Source organism: Micromonospora sp. NPDC047793, assembly GCF_040642635.1.
Classification (GTDB): domain Bacteria; phylum Actinomycetota; class Actinomycetes; order Mycobacteriales; family Micromonosporaceae; genus Micromonospora.
This window is the reverse complement of record NZ_JBEYSG010000003.1, coordinates 394,698-413,078: the sequence shown is the minus strand read 5'-3', so window position 1 is coordinate 413,078 and position 18,381 is coordinate 394,698. Positions and strand designations below refer to the sequence as shown.

The following is an 18,381-nucleotide window of genomic DNA, read 5'->3' as shown; positions in this document are numbered from 1 at the left end:
GGAGAGGGTGGCACCCGCGATGGCGACCGGCCCGCCCGGGGAGGGCACCTGCCAGGTCTGGTGGGCCGAGGTCGGGTCACCGGACGACAAGCGTCTGATCGCCCTGCTGTCCGCGCCGGAACGCGACCGGCACGCCTTGTTCACCGATCCGCACTCGCGCGCGACACACCTCACCGCCCGGGCGCTGACCCGGTCGGTGCTCGCCGGGATGCTCGGCACCCCGGCGAGCGAGCTGCGCTTCGAGGCGGTGTGCCGACAGTGCGGCGGGCCGCACGGCAAGCCGGTACTGCGCGCACCCGCCACACCGGTGTCGTTCTCCGTCGCGCACTCCGGGCGCTGGTGTGCGGTGGCGTTCGCCTCCCGGACCGAGGTCGGCGTGGACGTCGAGCGGATCGCGGTACGCGGGCGCGACCTCCCGTGGCGCGCGCTGTCGCCGGTCGAGCGCGCGGTGGTCGCGGCCACCGACGCCCGGGACCGCACGGCCGCCTTCATCCGCTACTGGACCAGGAAGGAGGCACTGGTCAAGGCCACCGGGGACGGCCTGACCGTCGACCCGGCCACGATCACGGTGACCGCACCGGACCAGCCGGCCCGGCTGCGGCGCTGGGCGGGTCCGTCCCGTCCCGCCGCCCGGCCGCACCTGGTCGACCTGGATGCCCCCACCGGGTACGCCGCCGCACTGGCGAGTCTCGGTGGACCCCTTGTGGTGTCCACTCACGACGGCAATTCACTGCTCGACCCGATCCGCTCCGGTGTGGCGGGTTTCGCATCGACACACATTTCCAATAAGTTGCTGACCTAACGCGATCGGGTGATCTCCGTCCGTTGCCGGACACCGGGGACGCACCCGCCACCGTCACGTCCACCGAACCCCCCAGGAGAGGGATCTGATGTCTGACGACACTCGCACGTCGCCAGGAACCGACACCGACACGGTGTCGGCACCTGCGCCGGCCGCGACGCCACCCGACGAGTTCGTTCCTCCGGTCACCGGTCGCAAGCGCACCCTCGCCCTCATCGTGGTGCTCACCGGGTTCGTCCTGGACCTGCTCGACATCACCATCGTCAACGTGGCCCTGCCGTCGATCCGGGACGGCATCAACGCCACCGCCTCCACCATGCAGTGGCTGGTGGCCGGCTACGCGCTCGCCTTCGCCTCGATGCTGATCATTTCCGGTCGGCTCGGTGACATCATCGGCGTACGCCGGATGTTCCTCATCGGTGTCGCCGGCTTCACCTTCACCTCGCTGCTCGCCGGCATGGCGCAGTCGCCTGAGCAGCTCATCGTGCTGCGCTTCCTCCAGGGCGCCATGGGCGCGGTGATGGTGCCGCAGGTCTACACCTTGATCCAGCTGCTCTACGCACCCAAGGAACGCGGCCGGGCGTTCGCCGCGCTCAGCGCCGCGCTCGCCTTCGGCACGGTCGGCGGCCCCCTGGTCGGCGCGCTGCTGACCACCGCGAACGTGGGCGGCCTGGGCTGGCGCATGATCTTCCTGGTCAACGTCCCGATCGGCATCGCGGCGTTCTTCGCCGCGCGGGCGCTGCTGCCCGAGTCCGAGCGCAACCGCGGGGAACGGCTCGACGTGGTCGGCGCGACCCTGATCACGGCTGCGGTGATGCTGATCGTCTATCCGCTGGTGCAGGGGCGTGAGCACGGCTGGCCGCTGTGGACGTACGGCATGATGGTCGCCGGTCTGGTGGTGTTCGCGCTGTTCGTGCTGCACCAGCGTTCCCGCACCGAGTCGCCCCTGGTGCCGCTGTCGCTGTTCCGGCACCGCTCGTTCAGCTCCGGCCTGGTGGTGGTCTTCCTCTTCCAGGGCGCCGTGATGTCGTTCTTCCTGGTCATCACGATCTACGTGCAGATCGGCGTGGGCTACAGCATCCTGCGCGCCGGGTTGGCCGGTCTGCCCTGGGACATCGCGGTGCCGTTGCTCGGCTGGCTCTCCGCCCGGTGGATCACGCCGAAGCTCGGCCGGGTGGGCCTGCAGATCGGGTTGGTGCTGCTGATCGCCAGCATGTTCTGGTTCATGTGGGTGATCGACAGCACCCCGCAGGTGACCATCTGGCAGCTGCTCGTGCCGATGTTCATCGGCGGCGCCGGCATGGGTATGACCTTCCCGCCGCTGATGGGGTACTCGTTGCACGACGTGCCCGGTCATCAGGCCGGGTCGGCCTCCGGGGTGGTGAACGCCAACTACCAGATCGGCGTGACGCTCGGCATCGCCGCCTGCGGCACGCTGTTCTTCAGCCTGATCGCGGCCAGCGCACCCACCGCCACCGACGACGTGGGACCGCGTCTGCGCGCGGACCTGGTCGCCGTCGGTGTCGCCGAGGGCCAGGCCGAGCAGATCGGGCAACGGTTCCGGGACTGCGTGAGCACCCAGCTCGGCGCCGCCGACCCGACACTGCCCCCGGCCGGTTGCGACAGTGCGACCGTGGCCGCCGGTGGCGGTGACCGGGCCGTCCAGGTGATCGAAGAGCGGTCGTTCGAGGCCAGTCAGATCAGCTTCCAGCGGGCCATGGTCGGCACGCTCTGGTTCAGCGTGATCAGCTTCGCGCTGGCCCTGTTGGGAAGCTTCCTGCTGCCGCGCCGCTGACCGGGTGCGGCCGACATGAACCGCGGCCCCGGTGCCGCCGTCGAGAACGGGGGCACCGGGGCCGCGGGTGTCGTGGGTCAGCCGAGCGCGGTCCGGTAGGTCGCGATGGTCCACACGTGGCCCTGCGGGTCCTGGCAGGTGAACTCGTACGAGTCGTGCGGCTTGCTCTCCGGCGCGAGCAGGATCTCGGCACCGCCGGCGACCGCGCGCTCGTGCAGGGCGTCCACCTCGGTGTCGGTCTCGACCCGGAGGAACGTGCCGGCGGTGGCGGCACCGAGCGCCCGGGGCTCGCCGAGCCGCAGGTCGCCGTTGGCCGGGTTAATCATGATCAGACCGTGGTCACCGATCTTCAGCTCGGCGTGGTAAACGTTGCCCTGCCCGTCGTCGAAGACCCCGAGCGTGGTGAAGCCGAACGTGTTCACCAGCCATTCGATGGCCTTTGCCGGGTTCTCGTAGGCGATGTAGGGGGCGACGGTGGGCGGCACGGAGGAATCGGCCATGGGTCACTCCTCGGAGTCGATACGGCGAGACTGTCAGGACGAACAATCACTCTATGTGCTCTTTGCGTCCGGCGGACGACAAGAAGCCGACGGTCAGTCGAGCTTCGGCGCGTAGCTGCCGAAACCCCACAGGTGACCCTCGAGGTCACGGGCCACGTACTCCCGCGATCCGTAGTCGGTGTCGGTGAGGGGCATGACCACCTCGGCGCCGGCCGCCACCGCCCGGTCGTGGTGGGCGTCGACGGCGTCACCGACGTAGACGTAGACGCCCTGGCTGGTCAGGGGCAGGTCCCGGGGGCTGGCCATGGGCAGGCTCGACGAGCCGGCCGGACCGAGCTGGAACGTGCCGATGCCCCACCGCAACTCGGCGTGCACCACCTGGCCCTCGCCGCCGGTCGTCTTCTCCAGCAGCGTGAACCCGAAGGCGGAGCAGAGCCAGTCGATGGCGGCACCCGGGTCCCGGTAGCGCAGGAAGGGGATCACCGGTGCGACCACATCGGACATTTGGATCCTCCTGATGTCGACAGACGACATCCACCCTACCCAGCCGACTCCGGCGCAGACAGCCGACACACCCGGGGTCAGCGCGGTCGTACCAGCAACGGCAGTTGGTCGTACGAACGCAGGCTGGCGTGTCGACGCCGGACCGCCGGACCCGCCGGACCGAGGATCTCCACCGACCGCACGATCCGCTCGAAAACGATCACCGACATCAGCCGGGCCATCGCGGTGCCGAGGCAGTGGTGCAACCCGCCGCCGAAACCGAGGTGCGGGTTGGGGTCACGACCGACGTCGAGGCGCTCGGCGTCGGCGAACACGGAAGCGTCCCGGTTGGCGGCGCCGAGCAGCAACAGGACCGTCCGACCCGCCCGGATCTTCACACCCTCCACCTCGACGTGTTCGCGGGCCACCCGGATGACGTTCTGGATCGGCGCGTCGTACCGCAGGAACTCCTCCACCGCGACGGGCACCAGGCCCGGGTCGGCGCGCAGCCGGCGCAGTTGGTCCGGGTACGCGAGCAGCGCCGCGACGCCGTTGGAGACCAGGCCCATGGTGGTCTCGAAGCCGGCGTGGAACAGGAACAGCATGTTGTCGACGAAGTCCGCCACGGCCAGCCGGTCGGTCGCCGACTCCTCCCAGTACATCCCGGCCAGCGTCGGCCCGCCGGGCTCGTCGCGACGGGCGGAGAGCAGCTCGCCGAGGTAGTCGTGCAGCCAGGGCAGCGCGGCGTTGATGTCGTGCAGGTCGGACGGGGTGAGGTTCGCCGCGTCGAACACCTTGGCCAGCGAGATCACCCGGGTCAGTACCTCGGGCCGGTCCGAGGTCGGGATCCCGATCAGGTCACACACCACCCCGACCGGCAACGGCACCGCGAGGTCGGTCACCACGTCGAGGGTGCCGCGTTCCAGCGCGGGGTCGAGCAGCGCGTCGGCCGCCGCACCGATGTGTCCGGTCAGCCGGCGCGCCACCGGGGTGCCGAGCGCCCGACCGATGAACCGCCGCAGTCGGGTGTGGTCCGGCGGGGTACGGGTCAGCACGATCCGGTCCAGGAAGTCCGCGCCCGGCCCGTCCCCGAGGGTGATCCGGGTGTACTCCGGCGGCATCCGGCTCTCCAGCCGGTTGTCGCGTAGCAGCGTGGTGACCAGGGAGTGCCCGGTGACCAGCCACTGGCCCAACTCGGCGCGGGACAGCGGGCCGCGTTCGCGCAGTCGCGCGTACGCCGGGTACGGGTCGTCCTGGGTCGCCAGGAACGCCGCGGACAGGTGAGGACGCGCGGTCTCGGCTCGCATACAGAGCACTATCCGGGAGAGCCTGCCGGGCGGCAAGACCCTACATACATCTAGCGACACAGTCGACAAGGTCCACGGGCTGTTCTAGGCTCGGTCCGTGGCTGAGCTCGTGCGTGAGGAACCCGCTTCCGTCGGTCAACGCCTCCTGGCCCTGATGGACCACTACCGGGGTCGGGACAGCGCTCTCAACGAACAGGTGCTGTGGCGCCTGCGTGGCCCGTACGACCACGAGGCGATGACCCGGGCGGTGGCCGCCCTGACCGCCCGGCACGAGCCGCTGCGGACCACGTACCCGCGCGGTCGCCGGATGCGCCAGCAGATCCACGTGCCGCGCCCGGTGCCGGTGCCGGTGACCGACGTGTCGGCCGAGGCCGACCCGGGCGCCGCCGCCCGGGAGATCGTCGCCACCGAGGTCGCCACCGGGGTCGACGCCTCGGTGTGGCCGCTGCGGCCCCGGGTGGTCCGGCTCGACGCGGAGCACCACCTGGTGGTGCTCACCCTGCACCACTACTGCTCCGACGACTACTCCAACGCGTTGCTCGCCCGCGACCTGCGGTCCCTGTACGCCGTCGAGACCGGCGAGACGGTCGACCTGCCCGCCCCGCAGTGGCAGTACGCGCAGTGGGCCCGCTGGCAGGCCGACCAGCTCTCCGGCGCGAACCTGACCCGGCTCACCGACTACTGGACCGGCAAGCTGACCGGTGCGCGCCTGGTGGACCTGCCGGCCCGCCGGCGGCGTCCGGTGCCCGACGGCGAACCGCCGTGGATCTCGGTCGAGCACTACGTGGACGCCGAGACCACCGCCGCCCTGCGGCAGCTCGCCCGCCGGCACCGCACCACGCTCTTCCCGGTCACGCTGGCGGTGTTCTACGCCCTGCTGTACGCCGAGACCGGCGCCGACGACCTCACCGTGGCCTCGCTGTTCGCCAACCGTTCGCAGCCACAGGTGCGCGACACGGTGGGCTTCTTCGCCAGCATGGTGTTGCTTCGGGAACGCTTCACGCCGGACACCACGCTGAGCGAGCTGATCGCCCAGGCCCGCACCACGGTGATGGACGCGATGCGGCACCAGGACCTGCCACACCAGTTGCTCCCGCCGGACACCGTCGCGGGCGGCACCGGACGCACCGACGACGTGCTGTTCCAGCTGCTCGGCAGCCTGATGACCCGGGCGGACATGGCCGGTGAGGAACTGGACGACATGGAGGCCCAGCTCGAACGGCGGCGTTTCGCGCTGGAGTTCGTGGTGGTGCCGCAGGGCGACCAGCTCTCCGCGTTGCTGTTGTGTTCCCGGGCCGAGTTCGATCCGCTGTGGGCGGACACCTTCGTCCGTGACTATGTCACCCTGGTGCGACGCGCGGTCGCCGACGCCGACGTCCCGCTCGCCCGCCTGCGTGGCGCACCGGTGACGTGAGCCCGCCGGCCCGCTCCGGAGCGGGCCGAGGACCGGCCACCTTCAGCGCGCCGGACAACCACTGGGCACGCCAGGGCTGGACCAGCGCCCGGCGGGACCGGGTCACGCCCGGACAGCGGTCCGAGCTGCTCACCGAGGCGTGGCGGCGGCGGGCACCCCGACGCCTGGTCGCCGCGTGCGACGCGGCACATCCGGGCGGGGATGGCGTCGGGTAGCGGTCTCGCCCGGCCGATCGCACAAGCGACACCCGACAGCGCAATTGATTGAACCTGCAATTATCGACATCGCACGAATCGAGCTATTCCCACTCGACGTGCCCGCACCGACCGCAAATGCAAATTGCAGAACTCGCCGCGCGGATAATCCGGTTAAGTCTTTCTGAATCGGACCGAAACGGCACACATTAATTTTCGGACCGACCGACCCGCACCCCCGCAGATCCGGTCAGCCCCGATTCCGTCCGGCCAGTGGACCGGGGCACCCGCGCACCACCCGCGCCTCGGCAACCGCCGGACGTGACCTGCGCCGACGCACCAGGAACTGCAGGTGCAGCCGCAGCATGCGGCCGATCTGCTCGGACGCCACACCGCGTCCGCTCCGTCGCCCCTCCAGCATGGCCCGCTCCGCCCCGCAGCGCACGACCACCGCGGCCCCCGCCGCGCTCGCACCTGCCGCGACGTCGACCAACGAGGTGAAGCCCACCTCGTCCACCCCGGTGACGTCGGTCAGGTCCAGTTCCACCTGGTCGGGCAGCAGGTCACCATGGTCCAACATGTACTCGGCGACGCGGGTGACGTACCCCGCCGTGCTCCGGTCCACGCTGCCGCTGACGGAAATCGCTACGGCAGTTCTGCTCACCCTCCGGGCCTTGACCATAGGCAACACAATTCCCCCCTCCTGCTGATCTCACACCATAGAACGCACTCGCGCGGCATGGGAATAACCGATCGGCTTCAATACTGGGACATCCGCGTGCTATCTACGGCTGGTGATTCTGATGGACCACAATGCACGTTACTTTCCGTGCTTAGACAGGAAGTTCTCCGGCCGTCCCGCCCCGGTCCCGGCCGCCGGACCGTCGTCTCGACGGTGAGCAGCGTCGACGATGCGGGACCCCGGCCACCCGTACCGCACGCGCGGCAGGCCGACGGGCGGCACCCCCCGACACCCGTCCGGGCGCCCCGGTCACCGGACGTGATCGGTCCCGGACCGTCGGCCGAACATCCGACAAAAGTCGACGGAGCCCATGACCCGCACGGATCGGACGTCCTGACCGGACCGACGGAGTGTGTGGTGTGTCGTCATCGGTCTTGCCGGACGGCGGTAAAACGACAGACACTAGGCGGATGAGCGCACCGACCCTCGCACCCCGGTTCGACGCCCTGGACCCGAACGTCGTCGAGGACCCCTATCCCGAGTACGCCCGGCTGCGCGCCGCCGGCCCGCTGTGCCGGATCGGGCCGGGCAGTTGGGGTGTCACCCGCTTCGCCGACGTGGTGGCCCTGCAACACGACCCCCGGCTGGGCAGCGAGTTCCCCGCCGGCTACCACGAGGTGTCCGTGGGCGACGGCCCCGCCAGTGCCTTCTTCCAGCGCATCATGCTCTATCGCGATCCGCCCGACCACGTCCGGCTGCGTCGGCTGATGAGCCGCGCGTTCAGTCCCGCGGTCGTCCGCCAACTGCGGTCCTACGTCGAGGAACTGGTCGACGAGATGCTCGTCCCGGCCGTGGCGGCGGGCCGGATGGACCTGGTCCCCGAACTGGCCTACCCGCTGCCGGTCCAGGTGGTATGTCGACTGATGGGCATCCCGCCGGAGTCCACCGACGACGTCCGCCGGCACGCGATGAACCTCGGTCGCGCCTTCACCGCCGTGGTCCCCGAGCACGCCCGCGCCGACGCCGACGTGGCCGTACGCTGGCTGCGCGAGCACATCGGCGACCTGCTCGACCAGCGCCGCTCCCGTCGGGGCGACGACCTGCTCTCCCGGCTGCTCGACGTGGAGGAGTCCGGCGACAGCCTGAGCCACGACGAGATCGTGGACAACACCGTCTTCTCGTTCTTCGCCGGTTTCGAGACCACCGTGCACATGATCACCACCGGTACCGCCGCGCTGCTGGCCCACCCGGACCAGCTCGACCGGCTACGGGCCGACCCGGCCCTGGCGACCACCGCGGTCGACGAGTTCCTGCGCTGGGACGCCCCGATCCAGGGCACGGCCCGCTACGTGCACGAGCCCATCGAGATCGGCGGGCGCACGGTACGCAGAGGGCGGGTCCTGGTGCTCATGATCGGCTCGGCGAACCACGACGAGCGCCGGTTCACCCGGCCGGACCGGCTGGACGTGGGCCGCACCGACAACCCGCACCTCGCCTTCGGCGGCGGCGCCCACCTCTGCCTCGGTGCCTTCCTGGCCCGGATGGAGGGGGCCGTGGTGTTCGACCGGCTGGCCCGCCTCGCCGTGCTCGAACCGGACGGCCCGACCGTACGCGAACGCGACACCCCGTTCCGCGCGTACGCCTCGGTGCCGATCCGGCTCGGCTGACCGGCCCGCCGGAGCGGGCCGGTGCGTCCGAGGTCCCCTGCCGGACGGCTCAGTCGGCCGGCAGGGCCTCGATCGCGGTCAGCGTGGGAGTGCCGATGACCTGGGTCAGCCGCAGCCCGGCCCGCTCCAGCAACCGACCGGTCTCCTCCGCGCTGCGGTGCGCGCCGCCGGTGAGCACCATGGCGTGCACGTCGAAGAGCTTCGCCATGTCGAAGGCGTCGCCGGGCGGGAGCACCGCCTCCAGCAGGACCAGCCGCGAGTCGGGCCGCATCGCGGTGCGCACGGTGGCGAGGATGCGGGTCGCGTCGTCGTCGTCGAAGCCCGGCAGCACCGTCTTGAGCAGGTAGCCGTCGCCGCCTGCGGGCACCGTGCCGAAGGCGTCGCCGGGCACCACCTCGCAGCGGTCGGCCACACCGGCCTCGGCCAGCACCTTCGGCGCGCCCGCCACCACGTGCGGCAGGTCGAACAGCACCCCTCGCACCCCGGGGAAGCGGGTGAGCAGGCCGGCCAGGAAACCACCGGTCCCGCCGCCGACGTCCACCAGCGTGCCGAACCGCCGCCACGGGTACGCCCCGAGCACGGTCCGCAGGTGCAGGTGGTTCACGCTGCGCATCCAGTCGTCGACCCGGGCGCTCTCCTGCGGGTGGTCGGCGAGGTAGCTCCAGTAGTCCTGGCCGTGCACGTGCCCGAAGGCCGGTTCCCCGGTGCGCAGCGTGTGCCCGATCGCGGCCCAGGCCCGTACGTCGGAGTCGAGCAGCGTGAAGCTGTCGCGCAGCGACATCGGATGGTCGCCGCGCAACGGCTCGGCCAGCGGCGTGAGCGCGAAGGTGGCGTCGGCGACCTCGCTGAACACGCCCCGGGCGGCCAGCGCCCGCAGCAGGCGCAGCAGCGCCCCGGCATGCGCGCCGGCCGAGGCGGCCAGCTCCGACACCGGTCGTGGACCGTCCACCAGCAGGTCGGCGATGCGCAGGTCGCAGGCGGCCCGCAGGGCGAACGGGGTGATCTGGTCACCCAACTCGCCGAGCCGGACCACGGCGGTCAGGTCGAGACTGCGTCGGGCGGCCGTCATGCGAGTTTCCCCCTTCGGATGCGCAGTCGCTCACCGGCGAACTGCAGCAGGCCCAGTTTGTCCAGTCCGGTGCGGACCGGCTCGGTCATCAGGCCGATCTGCCCGAGCGCCACCGCGACCCGGGAGAAGACCGCCTGTCGATACTTGATCATCAGGTCGTGGTTGGTGGCGAAGGCGACGCCCTCGGCGCGGTCGACCTCCAGCCGCTCCCAGATGTCGTCGAGCAGGAACCGCCGACGGATCAGGGCCGCGGCGTCCAGGACCAGTTCCTCCCGCTCGGCCCGCTCGGCCGAGGTGAGCTGGTCGTAGAGCCCGGAGAGGGAGAGCACGCCGAAGGTGACGTGCCGGGCCTCGTCCCGGGCCACGAGATGGGTCAGCTCCTTGATCAGCGGGTCGTGGAAACTGCTGTTGGAGAGCCGGAACGAGGCCATCGCGATCGCCTCCACCATGATCTGCATCCCGAGCGCCGTGACGTCCCATCGCGAGTCGGACAGGATGTCGGTGAGCAGCTCGCGCAGCGGCGCGGAGACCGGGTACGGCTCGGGGATCTTCTCCCGCAGGTACCGGGAGAAGACCTCCACGTGCCGGGCCTCGTCCACCGCCTGGGTGGCGGCGTAGAACTTGCTGTCCAGATCCGGCACGGTCTCCACCAGCCGGGCCGCGACGATCATCGCGGCCTGCTCGCCGTGCAGGAACTGACTGACCATCCAGGACTGGAACTCCCACCGGAACGCGTCCCAGGCCCGGGGACCCCGCGGTGCCAGTGGCGACGCGGCGAACGCGGCCATCGCGAAGGCGGAGTCGTCCGGCAGCGGTTCGCCGAACGGCACCGGCACCGACCAGTCCACGTCGGTGACCTTCCACTGGGCCGCCTTGGCCCGTTCATAGAGCGCCACGAGCCGGGGATCGGAGGCTTCGTAGTCCCAGGTGAGTGTGGTGTCGACGCGGGCCGGCACAACAAAGCTCATACGACACAAGGTACCCAGAGACCTCACCGATGCCAATGCGGTGACGCTATGGTCCGTGCGTGGAGACACAACAGACACCAGCTTCCGTGGCCCAACGACTCCTCTGGATGATCAAGCACTACCGCACCGACTTCGGTGCGCTGAGCTGCCCGCTGCTGTGTCGGCTCACCGGTCGGGTCGACGCCGACGCGCTGGACGCCGCGTTGTCCGCCCTCACCGCCCGGCACGAGTCGCTGCGCACCACCTTCACCGGTCGGGGCGCGCGGTTGGCCCAGGTCGTGCACCCGCCGGCACCGGCCGCCGCCCGCCGGGTGGACCTGTCCGACCGGCCGGACCCGGCCGCCGCAGTCGACCAGGCGGTACGCGCCGAGCTGCGCACCGCGATCGACCCGACCGAGTGGCCCTCCCGCAGCACGCTGTGGCGGCTCGGGCCGGACGAGCACGTGCTCTGCCTGAACCTGCACCACCTGGTGACCGACGCCTGGTCCACCGGAATCCTCTTCCGGGACCTCGGCATGCTCTACGCGCAGGCCAGCGGCGTACCGACCCGGCTGCCCGCCACCGGCTGGCAGTACGCGGCCTTCGTCCGGTGGCAGCAGGAACTGCTCGACGGCGACGGGCTGCGCCGGCACCGGGAGTACTGGCGGCGGCAGCTGACCGGCAGCGAACTGCCGGCGGTGGGCACGTCCGCCGTCGCGCCCCCGCCCTCGGACGGCCCGACCACCTCCGACGTGGCGGTCGACCTGGACCGGGAGGCGGTGGCCCGGCTGCGCGCCCTGGCCCGGACCCAGCGGACCACCCTGTTCTCGGTGCTGCTGGCGGTCTTCTATCACCACCTGCACCGCATCACCGGCCAGGACGACCTGGCGGTGGCCTCGATGTTCGCCAACCGGTCGCGTCCCGAGCTGCGGGAGACCGTCGGCCTGCTGGCCAACATGGTGCTGCTGCGGGCCCGGGTCGGGCAGGCCGAGACCTTCGCCGACCTGGTCGGGCAGGCGCATGCGGCGGCCATCGGCGCCTTCACCTACCAGGACCTGCCGTACCAGATGTTGCCGCTGGACGTGGTGCAGACCGGCGGGCGGCGCGCCGACGACGTGCTGTTCAACGTGATGGCCGAGGTGCAGCACCGGACGGTGTCGGCGGGCCTCGGGTTCGAACTGCTGGTGCCGCCCGGGTTGGGCAGCCGGTTCCAGTTCGAGCTGGCGGTGGCCCCGGTCGGCCCGGCGGACCTGCGGGCGGTGTTCTACCACAGCACCGCCGCGTACCCGCCCGCCGAGGCCCACGCGTTCCTCGCCGGCTACGCCGACCTGGCCGCCCGGCTGGCGGCCGAACCGACCGCACCGCTGCGGACCAGGCGCGGCGGCTGACGCCCCGGCCCAGAAGCGCCACACAACACGACACTGGCGTCACACACTCTTGACACCGCATCCGGGTGCTGGGAGGCTTCGACCAGCCCTACCTGGTAGCGCGCAGGGAGCGGGGGTGCCTGTACCCGCCGGACGCGACCGCTCACACGACAACTGCTGTGACAGGAAGGTCCACATGCCACTTCACCTGCACTGGTTCCTCCCGTCCCACGGTGACGGCCGTGAGGTGGCGAAGACCCCGCAGGGCGCGCCCGTCGACCCGGCGGAGAACGTCCGGCGCGCGCCGGACATCGACTACCTGGCGCAGGTCGCGGGAGCCGCCGACCGCTTCGGCTTCACCGGCGCCCTGGTGCCGACCGGGCTGTTCTGCGAAGACCCCTGGCTGGTGTCGGCCGCCCTGGCGGACCGGACCCGTCGGCTGCACTTCATGGTCGCCGTACGCCCCGGCTCGGTGGCGCCGACGGTGGCCGCGCAGATGGCCGCCACCCTGCAACGCCTCTCCGGTGGTCGGCTGCTGCTCAACGTGGTCACCGGCGGCGACCCCGACGAGCAGCTGCGCTACGGCGACTGGCTCGACCACGACCAGCGTTACGCCCGCGCCGAGGAGTTCCTCGACGTCTTCGGCCGCGCCTGGTCCGGTGGCACGTACGACTTCGAGGGCACCCACTACCGGGTGCGGGCCGGTCGGCTGACCCGGGGACATCCGGTCACCCCGCCGGTCTTCCTCGGTGGGTCCTCGGCCGCCGCGCACGACGTGGCCGCCCGGCACGCCGACGTCTACCTGGCCTGGGGCGAACCCCCCGAGCAACTGGCCGCCCTGGTGAAGAAGGTCCGGGACCGGGCCGACGCGCAGGGCCGCGAGCTGTCCTACGGATCCCGGTTCCACGTGATCAGCCGGGACACCGCCGAGGAGGCGTGGGACGTCGCGCACCGCCTGGTGGCCGGGATGCACCCGGACACCATCGCCGCCGCCCAGCGGCGGTTCGCGCGCACCGAGTCCGAGGGGCAACGCCGGATGGCCGCCCTGCACCGGGGCCGGACCGACAGCCTCGAGGTCTACCCGAACGTGTGGGCCGGCTACGGGCTGGTCCGCCCCGGCGCCGGAGCCGCGCTGGTCGGCAGCCACGTCGAGGTGGCCGACCGGGTCGAGGAGTACCACGCCCTCGGACTGGACCATCTGATCCTCTCCGGCCAGCCGCACCTGGAGGAGGCGTACACCTTCGGTGAGGGTGTGCTGCCGATCCTCCGCCGGCGGGGACTGCTGGCCGACCCGGAAGGAGACCGGTGACCGACCTGCGGCAACACGCGCCCGAGCGGATGATCCCTCCGACGGATCCCCTCTCCGTTCCGGCCACCGTCCTGATCGGCAACCCGCGCCGGGGCTCGCGGACCCTCACCGTGGCCCGGCACGTGACCGGCGCGCTGCGGACCGGTCTGGCCGACCTCGGCGTACACCTCGGCGAGCCGCACCTGGTCGACCTGGCCGAACTCGGCGCGGACCTGCCGTCCCGGCTGATCGCCGGCACCGCCGCCCACGCGCCCCTGGAGCGGGTGGTCGCCCGGGTCCGCGGACCCGGCCTGCTGGTGGTGGTGAGCCCGACCTTCAAGGGTTCCTACACCGGCCTGCTGAAGCTCTTCCTCGACATGCTCCCCCGCGAGGGACTGCGTCCGGGCACGGTCGCGGTGCCGGTGATGACCGCCGGCTGGGCGCAGCACCGCTTCGTCTGCGACGCACAGCTACGCCCGTTGCTGGTGGAGCTGGGTGCCGTGGTGCCGGTCCGCGGCCTGGCGGTGCTCGAGGAGGAGTTCGGCGACCTCGACGCGGCGGTCGCCGGATGGACCACGGCCGCGGTGCCGGTGCTCGCCGCCGTACTGCGCAGTTGCCAGCCCCCGTCTGTGGGACCGCACCGACCCGCGGAACCCGTTCCCGTCCATCAACCCGCACAGCTCCGGTGAGCCGGGCGATCCGGAAGGAAGTAGCGACCATGAGTGAGCAGACCCCGACGGTCGTGGGACCGAAGCAGTCCGACGAGCAGATCCGCGCTCAGGTCCAGGCCATCGTGCTCGACCTGGCGCCCAACCCCGACGGCCTGCGTGGGGAGGAGACGGCCCTGGTCCAGGACCTCGGCTTCCACTCGCTGGCCCTGATGGAACTCGCCTTCGCCCTGGAGGACGAGTTCGACCTCGAACCGATCGACGAGAAGACGGCCCGGTCGATCACCTCGCTCGGTGCGGTGCAGGAGCACGTGCTGCGCCGGATCGCCGAGCGTGACGCCGGGGCCTGACCCTCGGAATACGAGAACCGCCGGTCACCCCGATGGGTGGCCGGCGGTTCTCGTCGTCCGACCCGCCGCACCCGACGCCGGCGGGCGGCGGGCGGCGGGCGGCGGGCTCAGCCGATCAGCCGGTACAGCCGGTGGAAGCGGTCGTCGATGGGCAACTGGGTGACCGCCACGAAGCCGGCCTCGGCCGCGAGGTCCCGGACCGCGTCCGGGCGCAGCACCGTGCCGGTGCCGGCGGAGGGCTGCTGACTGCGGCTCGCCGGCAGGCAGTGCAGCACGCTGGTGGCGTACTGAAAGCGTTCGATCTCGTCGGCCGGTGCGGCGAACCGCTCCGCCACCCGGGCGTCGAGCACCAGCACGCTGCCGCCGTCGGCACACAGCCGCCGGCAGGCCCGCAGCACCTCCACCGGGCGCGCGATCTCGTGCAGCGCGTCGAAGAGGCAGACCAGGTCGTACGTGCCGGCCAGGTCGGGGTCGGCGGCGTCCCGGGCGGCGAAGGAGACCCGGTCGCTCAACCCGGCGTCCGCCGCGTGCCCGGTGGCGTCCGCGATCACCTCGGGGTCGATGTCGTACCCGTCCACGGTGATCCCGGGGAAGGACCGGGCCAACCCGATGCCCGCCCAGCCCGCACCGCAGGCCACGTCCGCGACCCGGGCCGGCGTGCCGACCAGCCGGGCGTGGATGTCCGGAGCGTGCCGGCGCAGCCAGCCGGCCATCTGGTGGGTGAACATCGCGCGGTTCGCCCCGGCGTGCCCCTCCCGCCAGTCGACGCCGTAGACCGCGTCGGCCACACCGGCACCGCTGCGGTACGCGTCGAGCAGCGCCGGCAGCGCCGCCGCCACACCGCCCAGCGGCAGCACGGCAAGCGCCGACATGGACAGCGGGCTGTCCGAGACGGTCAGCACCTCGGCGTGCGCGGCGGGCAGCGTGAACACCCGCTCGTCGGCCGGGGCCGACGCGTCGTCGACGGTCAGCACCCCGGCGACCGCCTGCTGTTCCAGCCACTCGCGGGCGTACCTCGGGTCGACCCCGACGCGCGCGGCGATCTCCCCCACCGTGCCGGGGCCCTTGGCCGCGAGGTCGTCGTAGAGCCCGAGTCGGACACCGAGGTACGTGGCGAGCAGTTCCTGGGTGGCCAGCAGCGAGGTCCACATCCGGACCGCGAAGACCCGGGCCTGCGGGTCGATGGGAGTCGTCATCGGTATCCCCTCCGGCGACACACGTGTGTGTTGTTTTCTCGGCACACTCTATCCACGCGGGCACGCCATGGACAGCACCCGGCGACGAGAGATAGCGTCCGAACACGACACACCGAACACAGGAGGGGGCCGACGTGAACCCAACGCTGTCCCGGGTACGCGAGCTGGCGTCCCGCGTGGCGAAGCACGCCGAGGAGATCGAGCAGCGACGCGGCCTCCCCGACGACCTCGTGGACGACCTCCGCGCGGCCGGCTGCTTCCGGATGTTCGCCCCCGCCAGTCACGGCGGCGACCAGCTCGACCTCTCCGACGTGCTCGCCGTGCTGGAGGAGCTCGCCCGCGCCGACGCGGCCACCTCGTGGACGGTGGGCCAGGTGGCCCTGTCGCACCTGATCGTGCGGTGCGGTCCGGCCGCCGCGCTCGACGAGGTCTTCGCCGACGGCGCGGACACCCTGGTCGCGGGGGCCGTGGCGCCCAAGGGCCGGGCCCGCACCGGCGACGACGGGTGGCGGGTGACCGGCCGTTGGCCCTTCGTCACCGGGTGCCCCCGGGCCGCCTGGTTCTATCTGAACTGCGTGCTGGTCTCCGGGCGCAGTGTGCCGGTCGGCCCGGACGGCGCACCGGCCACCCGCATCCTGTTCGTGCCGGCCCGGGACGTCCGGGTCCTCGACACCTGGCAGGTGCTGGGGCTGCGCGGCACCGCCAGCCACGACGTGACGGTCGACGACGCGCGGGTGCCGGAGCATCTCGCGGTATCCCCGCAGGACGGTGATGCCGCACACCGCATCGCGCAGTCCAGCCTGATCATCGGCGCGGTGGCGGTCGGGCTGGCCGACGGCGCGCTGACCGACCTGGTGCGTCTGGCCGCCGACGGCAAACGTCCGGCGTTGAGCGCGCGGCGGCTCGCCGACTCCCCGGTCTTCCTCGACCGGCTGGGCGAGGCGCAGACCATGCACCGGGCGGCCCGGGCGCTGCTGTACGCGGAGGCGGCCGAGGCGACGGCGGCACCCGAGGGCGGGTCACCCGGTGGCCGGGCCCGGCTGCGCGCGGCGGCGGCGCAGGTGACCAGCCTCTGCGCGCAGGTCGTCGACGCCGCGTACACGCTGGCCGGTGGTACGGCGGTGTACGACACCTCGCCCCTGCAACGGCGGATGCGGGACATGCGTACCGCCACCCAGCACTTCGTGGCGGGCCGCGACTCGTACGCCACGGTGGGCGCGCTCGTGGTGGACGAGGAGACGTCCACCGGGCCGCTCTGACCCGAGTCGTCACGGGGCCGGCCGTGGACCGGCGCCGTGGAGAGCACATCGTCTGTGGAGGTTCCAATGAGTGAGTTGTTCTCGGTCGCCGGCAAGACGGCACTGGTCACGGGCGGCACGCAGGGCATCGGCCGGATGATCGCGGAGGGCTTCGTCGCCGCCGGTGCGCGCGTCTACCTGACTGCCCGGACGAAGTCCGACTGCGAGGACGTGGCCCAGGAACTCTCGGCCGGTGGCGGGACGTGCGTGGCGATCCCCGCCGACCTCTCCGAGGAGTCCGAGTGCGTCCGGCTGGCGCGGGAGATCGGCGAGCGGGAGTCCGGGCTGCACATCCTGGTGAACAACGCCGGCACCGCCTGGACCGCGCCGGTGGAGCAGTTCCCCGCCAACGCCTGGGACAGCGTGCTCGACCTGGGTCTGAAGGCGCCGCTGTTCCTGGTGCGGGAACTGGCCGGACTGCTGCGGGCGGCCGGCACCGCCGAGGACCCGGCGCGCATCGTCAACATCGGCAGCGCCGACGCCCAGCGGGTGCCGGAGATGCCGACCTATTCGGCCGCCGCCGCCAAGGCGGCGATCCACCACATCACCCGGATGCTGGCCCACGACTTCGCGCCGACGGTGACCGCGAACGTGATCGCACCGGGCAGCTTCCCGTCCCGGATGATGGCCGGCGTGCTGGAGGCGATGGGCGAGGAGATCGCCGCGGTGACGCCGTTGCAGCGCATCGGGCGGCCGGACGACATCGTCGGCACCGCCATCTACCTGTGCAGCCGCGCCGGATCGTACGTGACCGGTGCGGTGGTCACGGTCGACGGCGGGCTCTCCACGGCCCGGACCGGCTTCGTCCCGGGCCGGTTCCTCACCGACGAGGGGTGACCCGCCCCCGACCCGCGCGAGGGCCGGGTACCCGATCGGGTACCCGGCCCTCGTGCCGTGCGGTCAGTCCTTCGGCGCGGGCGGTACGTGCAGGCCGAAGGCGAGTCCCTGGTTGTCCCGGCACTCGGCGAACGCACCCCACTCCTCGGTGGCCGGACGCATCGGCTCCACCTCGCCACCGAGTTCCTGCACCCGCTTGATGGCGGCGTCGATGTCGTCCACCCGGAAGTAGAGGTAGTGCTGCGGCGGCCCGGGATCGCGGTGGAAGCCGCCCGGCACCGCCCCCTCCCCGGTGTCGATCGACCCACCGTGTTCCTGCGCCTGCACCTTCCAGCCGAACAACTCGGCGTAGAAGCTGCTGGCCACCGCGACGTCCGGCACCCCGAACTCGAAGTACGACAGCTGTCCTGACACGACCGGCCTCCTCGGTCCAACCATCCGGTACGCCACCCGACCGTCCGGACGGGGGGCTATCTAACGCAACAAACTACACTAGGATTCGACCCAACATACTCCG

General features: G+C 71.8%; 19 protein-coding genes. 11 read left to right on the top strand and 8 right to left on the bottom strand.

The genetic code is table 11. The annotated features are described in order from the left end of the window. Positions 1 to 19: 19 nt before the first annotated feature. Both ABZ738_RS09520 and ABZ738_RS09515 read left to right on the top strand, forming a co-directional pair. Positions 20 to 802, top strand: coding sequence for a 4'-phosphopantetheinyl transferase superfamily protein (locus ABZ738_RS09520; protein ID WP_357212145.1), 783 nt, complete (start codon positions 20 to 22; stop codon positions 800 to 802). A gap of 88 nt (positions 803 to 890) precedes the next feature. Beyond that, the gene (locus ABZ738_RS09515; RefSeq protein ID WP_176094259.1) at positions 891 to 2,597 is read left to right on the top strand and encodes an MFS transporter; all 1,707 of its coding nucleotides are present in this window, start codon (positions 891 to 893) and stop codon (positions 2,595 to 2,597) included. 77 nt (positions 2,598 to 2,674) lie between these two features. Here the strand turns inward: ABZ738_RS09515 and ABZ738_RS09510 are convergent, their stop codons facing one another. The 3 genes from ABZ738_RS09510 to ABZ738_RS09500 form a co-directional block, all read right to left on the bottom strand. Beyond that, complete coding sequence (locus ABZ738_RS09510) at positions 2,675 to 3,097, bottom strand: VOC family protein (protein WP_131054763.1); 423 nt, start codon at positions 3,095 to 3,097, stop codon at positions 2,675 to 2,677. Between the two features lie 93 nt (positions 3,098 to 3,190). Beyond that, a complete protein-coding gene (locus ABZ738_RS09505) occupies positions 3,191 to 3,601 on the bottom strand; it encodes a VOC family protein (RefSeq protein ID WP_131054762.1) in 411 nt (136 codons plus the stop codon). 77 nt (positions 3,602 to 3,678) lie between these two features. Then, complete coding sequence (locus tag ABZ738_RS09500; protein ID WP_357212142.1) at positions 3,679 to 4,887, bottom strand: cytochrome P450; 1,209 nt, start codon at positions 4,885 to 4,887, stop codon at positions 3,679 to 3,681. 97 nt (positions 4,888 to 4,984) lie between these two features. On the opposite strand from ABZ738_RS09500, the gene ABZ738_RS09495 reads away from it, so the two are divergent. Together ABZ738_RS09495 and ABZ738_RS09490 are read left to right on the top strand one after the other, a co-directional pair. Further along, the gene (locus ABZ738_RS09495; protein ID WP_357212140.1) at positions 4,985 to 6,301 is read left to right on the top strand and encodes a condensation domain-containing protein; all 1,317 of its coding nucleotides are present in this window, start codon (positions 4,985 to 4,987) and stop codon (positions 6,299 to 6,301) included. Then, positions 6,298 to 6,516, top strand: a complete 219-nt coding sequence (locus tag ABZ738_RS09490) for a hypothetical protein (protein ID WP_357212138.1) — start codon at positions 6,298 to 6,300, stop codon at positions 6,514 to 6,516. The genes ABZ738_RS09495 and ABZ738_RS09490 overlap by 4 nt, the downstream gene beginning before the upstream one ends. A gap of 229 nt (positions 6,517 to 6,745) precedes the next feature. Here ABZ738_RS09490 and ABZ738_RS09485 read toward each other — a convergent pair whose 3' ends face one another. Continuing rightward, positions 6,746 to 7,159, bottom strand: coding sequence for a hypothetical protein (locus ABZ738_RS09485; protein WP_236145971.1), 414 nt, complete (start codon positions 7,157 to 7,159; stop codon positions 6,746 to 6,748). Positions 7,160 to 7,647: 488 nt separating this feature from the next. Here ABZ738_RS09485 and ABZ738_RS09480 point away from each other — a divergent pair, with 488 nt between their 5' ends. Next, on the top strand, positions 7,648 to 8,844 hold the full coding sequence (locus tag ABZ738_RS09480) for a cytochrome P450 (RefSeq protein ID WP_357212136.1): 1,197 nt from the start codon (positions 7,648 to 7,650) through the stop codon (positions 8,842 to 8,844). 49 nt (positions 8,845 to 8,893) lie between these two features. On the opposite strand, the gene ABZ738_RS09475 is transcribed toward ABZ738_RS09480, so the two are convergent. Both ABZ738_RS09475 and ABZ738_RS09470 read right to left on the bottom strand, forming a co-directional pair. Then, positions 8,894 to 9,913, bottom strand: a complete 1,020-nt coding sequence (locus ABZ738_RS09475) for a methyltransferase (RefSeq protein WP_131056537.1) — start codon at positions 9,911 to 9,913, stop codon at positions 8,894 to 8,896. Then, a complete protein-coding gene (locus ABZ738_RS09470) occupies positions 9,910 to 10,881 on the bottom strand; it encodes a ferritin-like domain-containing protein (protein WP_131056539.1) in 972 nt (323 codons plus the stop codon). The genes ABZ738_RS09475 and ABZ738_RS09470 overlap by 4 nt, the downstream gene beginning before the upstream one ends. A 59-nt stretch (positions 10,882 to 10,940) precedes the next feature. On the opposite strand from ABZ738_RS09470, the gene ABZ738_RS09465 reads away from it, so the two are divergent. The 4 genes from ABZ738_RS09465 (at position 10,941) to ABZ738_RS09450 (ending at position 14,533) form a co-directional block, all read left to right on the top strand. After that, a complete protein-coding gene (locus ABZ738_RS09465) occupies positions 10,941 to 12,248 on the top strand; it encodes a condensation domain-containing protein (RefSeq protein WP_357212133.1) in 1,308 nt (435 codons plus the stop codon). A gap of 175 nt (positions 12,249 to 12,423) precedes the next feature. Further along, the gene (locus ABZ738_RS09460) at positions 12,424 to 13,536 is read left to right on the top strand and encodes an LLM class flavin-dependent oxidoreductase (RefSeq protein WP_357212131.1); all 1,113 of its coding nucleotides are present in this window, start codon (positions 12,424 to 12,426) and stop codon (positions 13,534 to 13,536) included. Beyond that, positions 13,533 to 14,204 carry an NAD(P)H-dependent oxidoreductase gene (locus ABZ738_RS09455; protein ID WP_131057235.1) on the top strand — a complete coding sequence of 224 codons (672 nt, stop codon included), beginning with the start codon at positions 13,533 to 13,535 and terminating at the stop codon, positions 14,202 to 14,204. Before ABZ738_RS09460 ends, ABZ738_RS09455 begins: the two co-directional genes overlap by 4 nt. A 29-nt stretch (positions 14,205 to 14,233) precedes the next feature. After that, entirely contained in the window at positions 14,234 to 14,533 is a 300-nt protein-coding gene (locus ABZ738_RS09450) for a phosphopantetheine-binding protein (RefSeq protein ID WP_131057237.1), read from the top strand. 107 nt (positions 14,534 to 14,640) lie between these two features. On the opposite strand, the gene ABZ738_RS09445 is transcribed toward ABZ738_RS09450, so the two are convergent. After that, positions 14,641 to 15,729, bottom strand: coding sequence for a class I SAM-dependent methyltransferase (locus ABZ738_RS09445; RefSeq protein WP_357212129.1), 1,089 nt, complete (start codon positions 15,727 to 15,729; stop codon positions 14,641 to 14,643). A gap of 134 nt (positions 15,730 to 15,863) precedes the next feature. On the opposite strand from ABZ738_RS09445, the gene ABZ738_RS09440 reads away from it, so the two are divergent. Next, the gene (locus ABZ738_RS09440; protein WP_254876883.1) at positions 15,864 to 16,988 is read left to right on the top strand and encodes an acyl-CoA dehydrogenase family protein; all 1,125 of its coding nucleotides are present in this window, start codon (positions 15,864 to 15,866) and stop codon (positions 16,986 to 16,988) included. Between the two features lie 66 nt (positions 16,989 to 17,054). Then, the gene (locus ABZ738_RS09435) at positions 17,055 to 17,864 is read left to right on the top strand and encodes an SDR family oxidoreductase (protein WP_176094265.1); all 810 of its coding nucleotides are present in this window, start codon (positions 17,055 to 17,057) and stop codon (positions 17,862 to 17,864) included. 63 nt (positions 17,865 to 17,927) lie between these two features. On the opposite strand, the gene ABZ738_RS09430 is transcribed toward ABZ738_RS09435, so the two are convergent. After that, positions 17,928 to 18,278 (bottom strand): VOC family protein, encoded by a 351-nt coding sequence (locus tag ABZ738_RS09430; RefSeq protein WP_131054163.1) that lies wholly within the window; start codon positions 18,276 to 18,278, stop codon positions 17,928 to 17,930. Between the last annotated feature and the right edge of the window lie 103 nt (positions 18,279 to 18,381).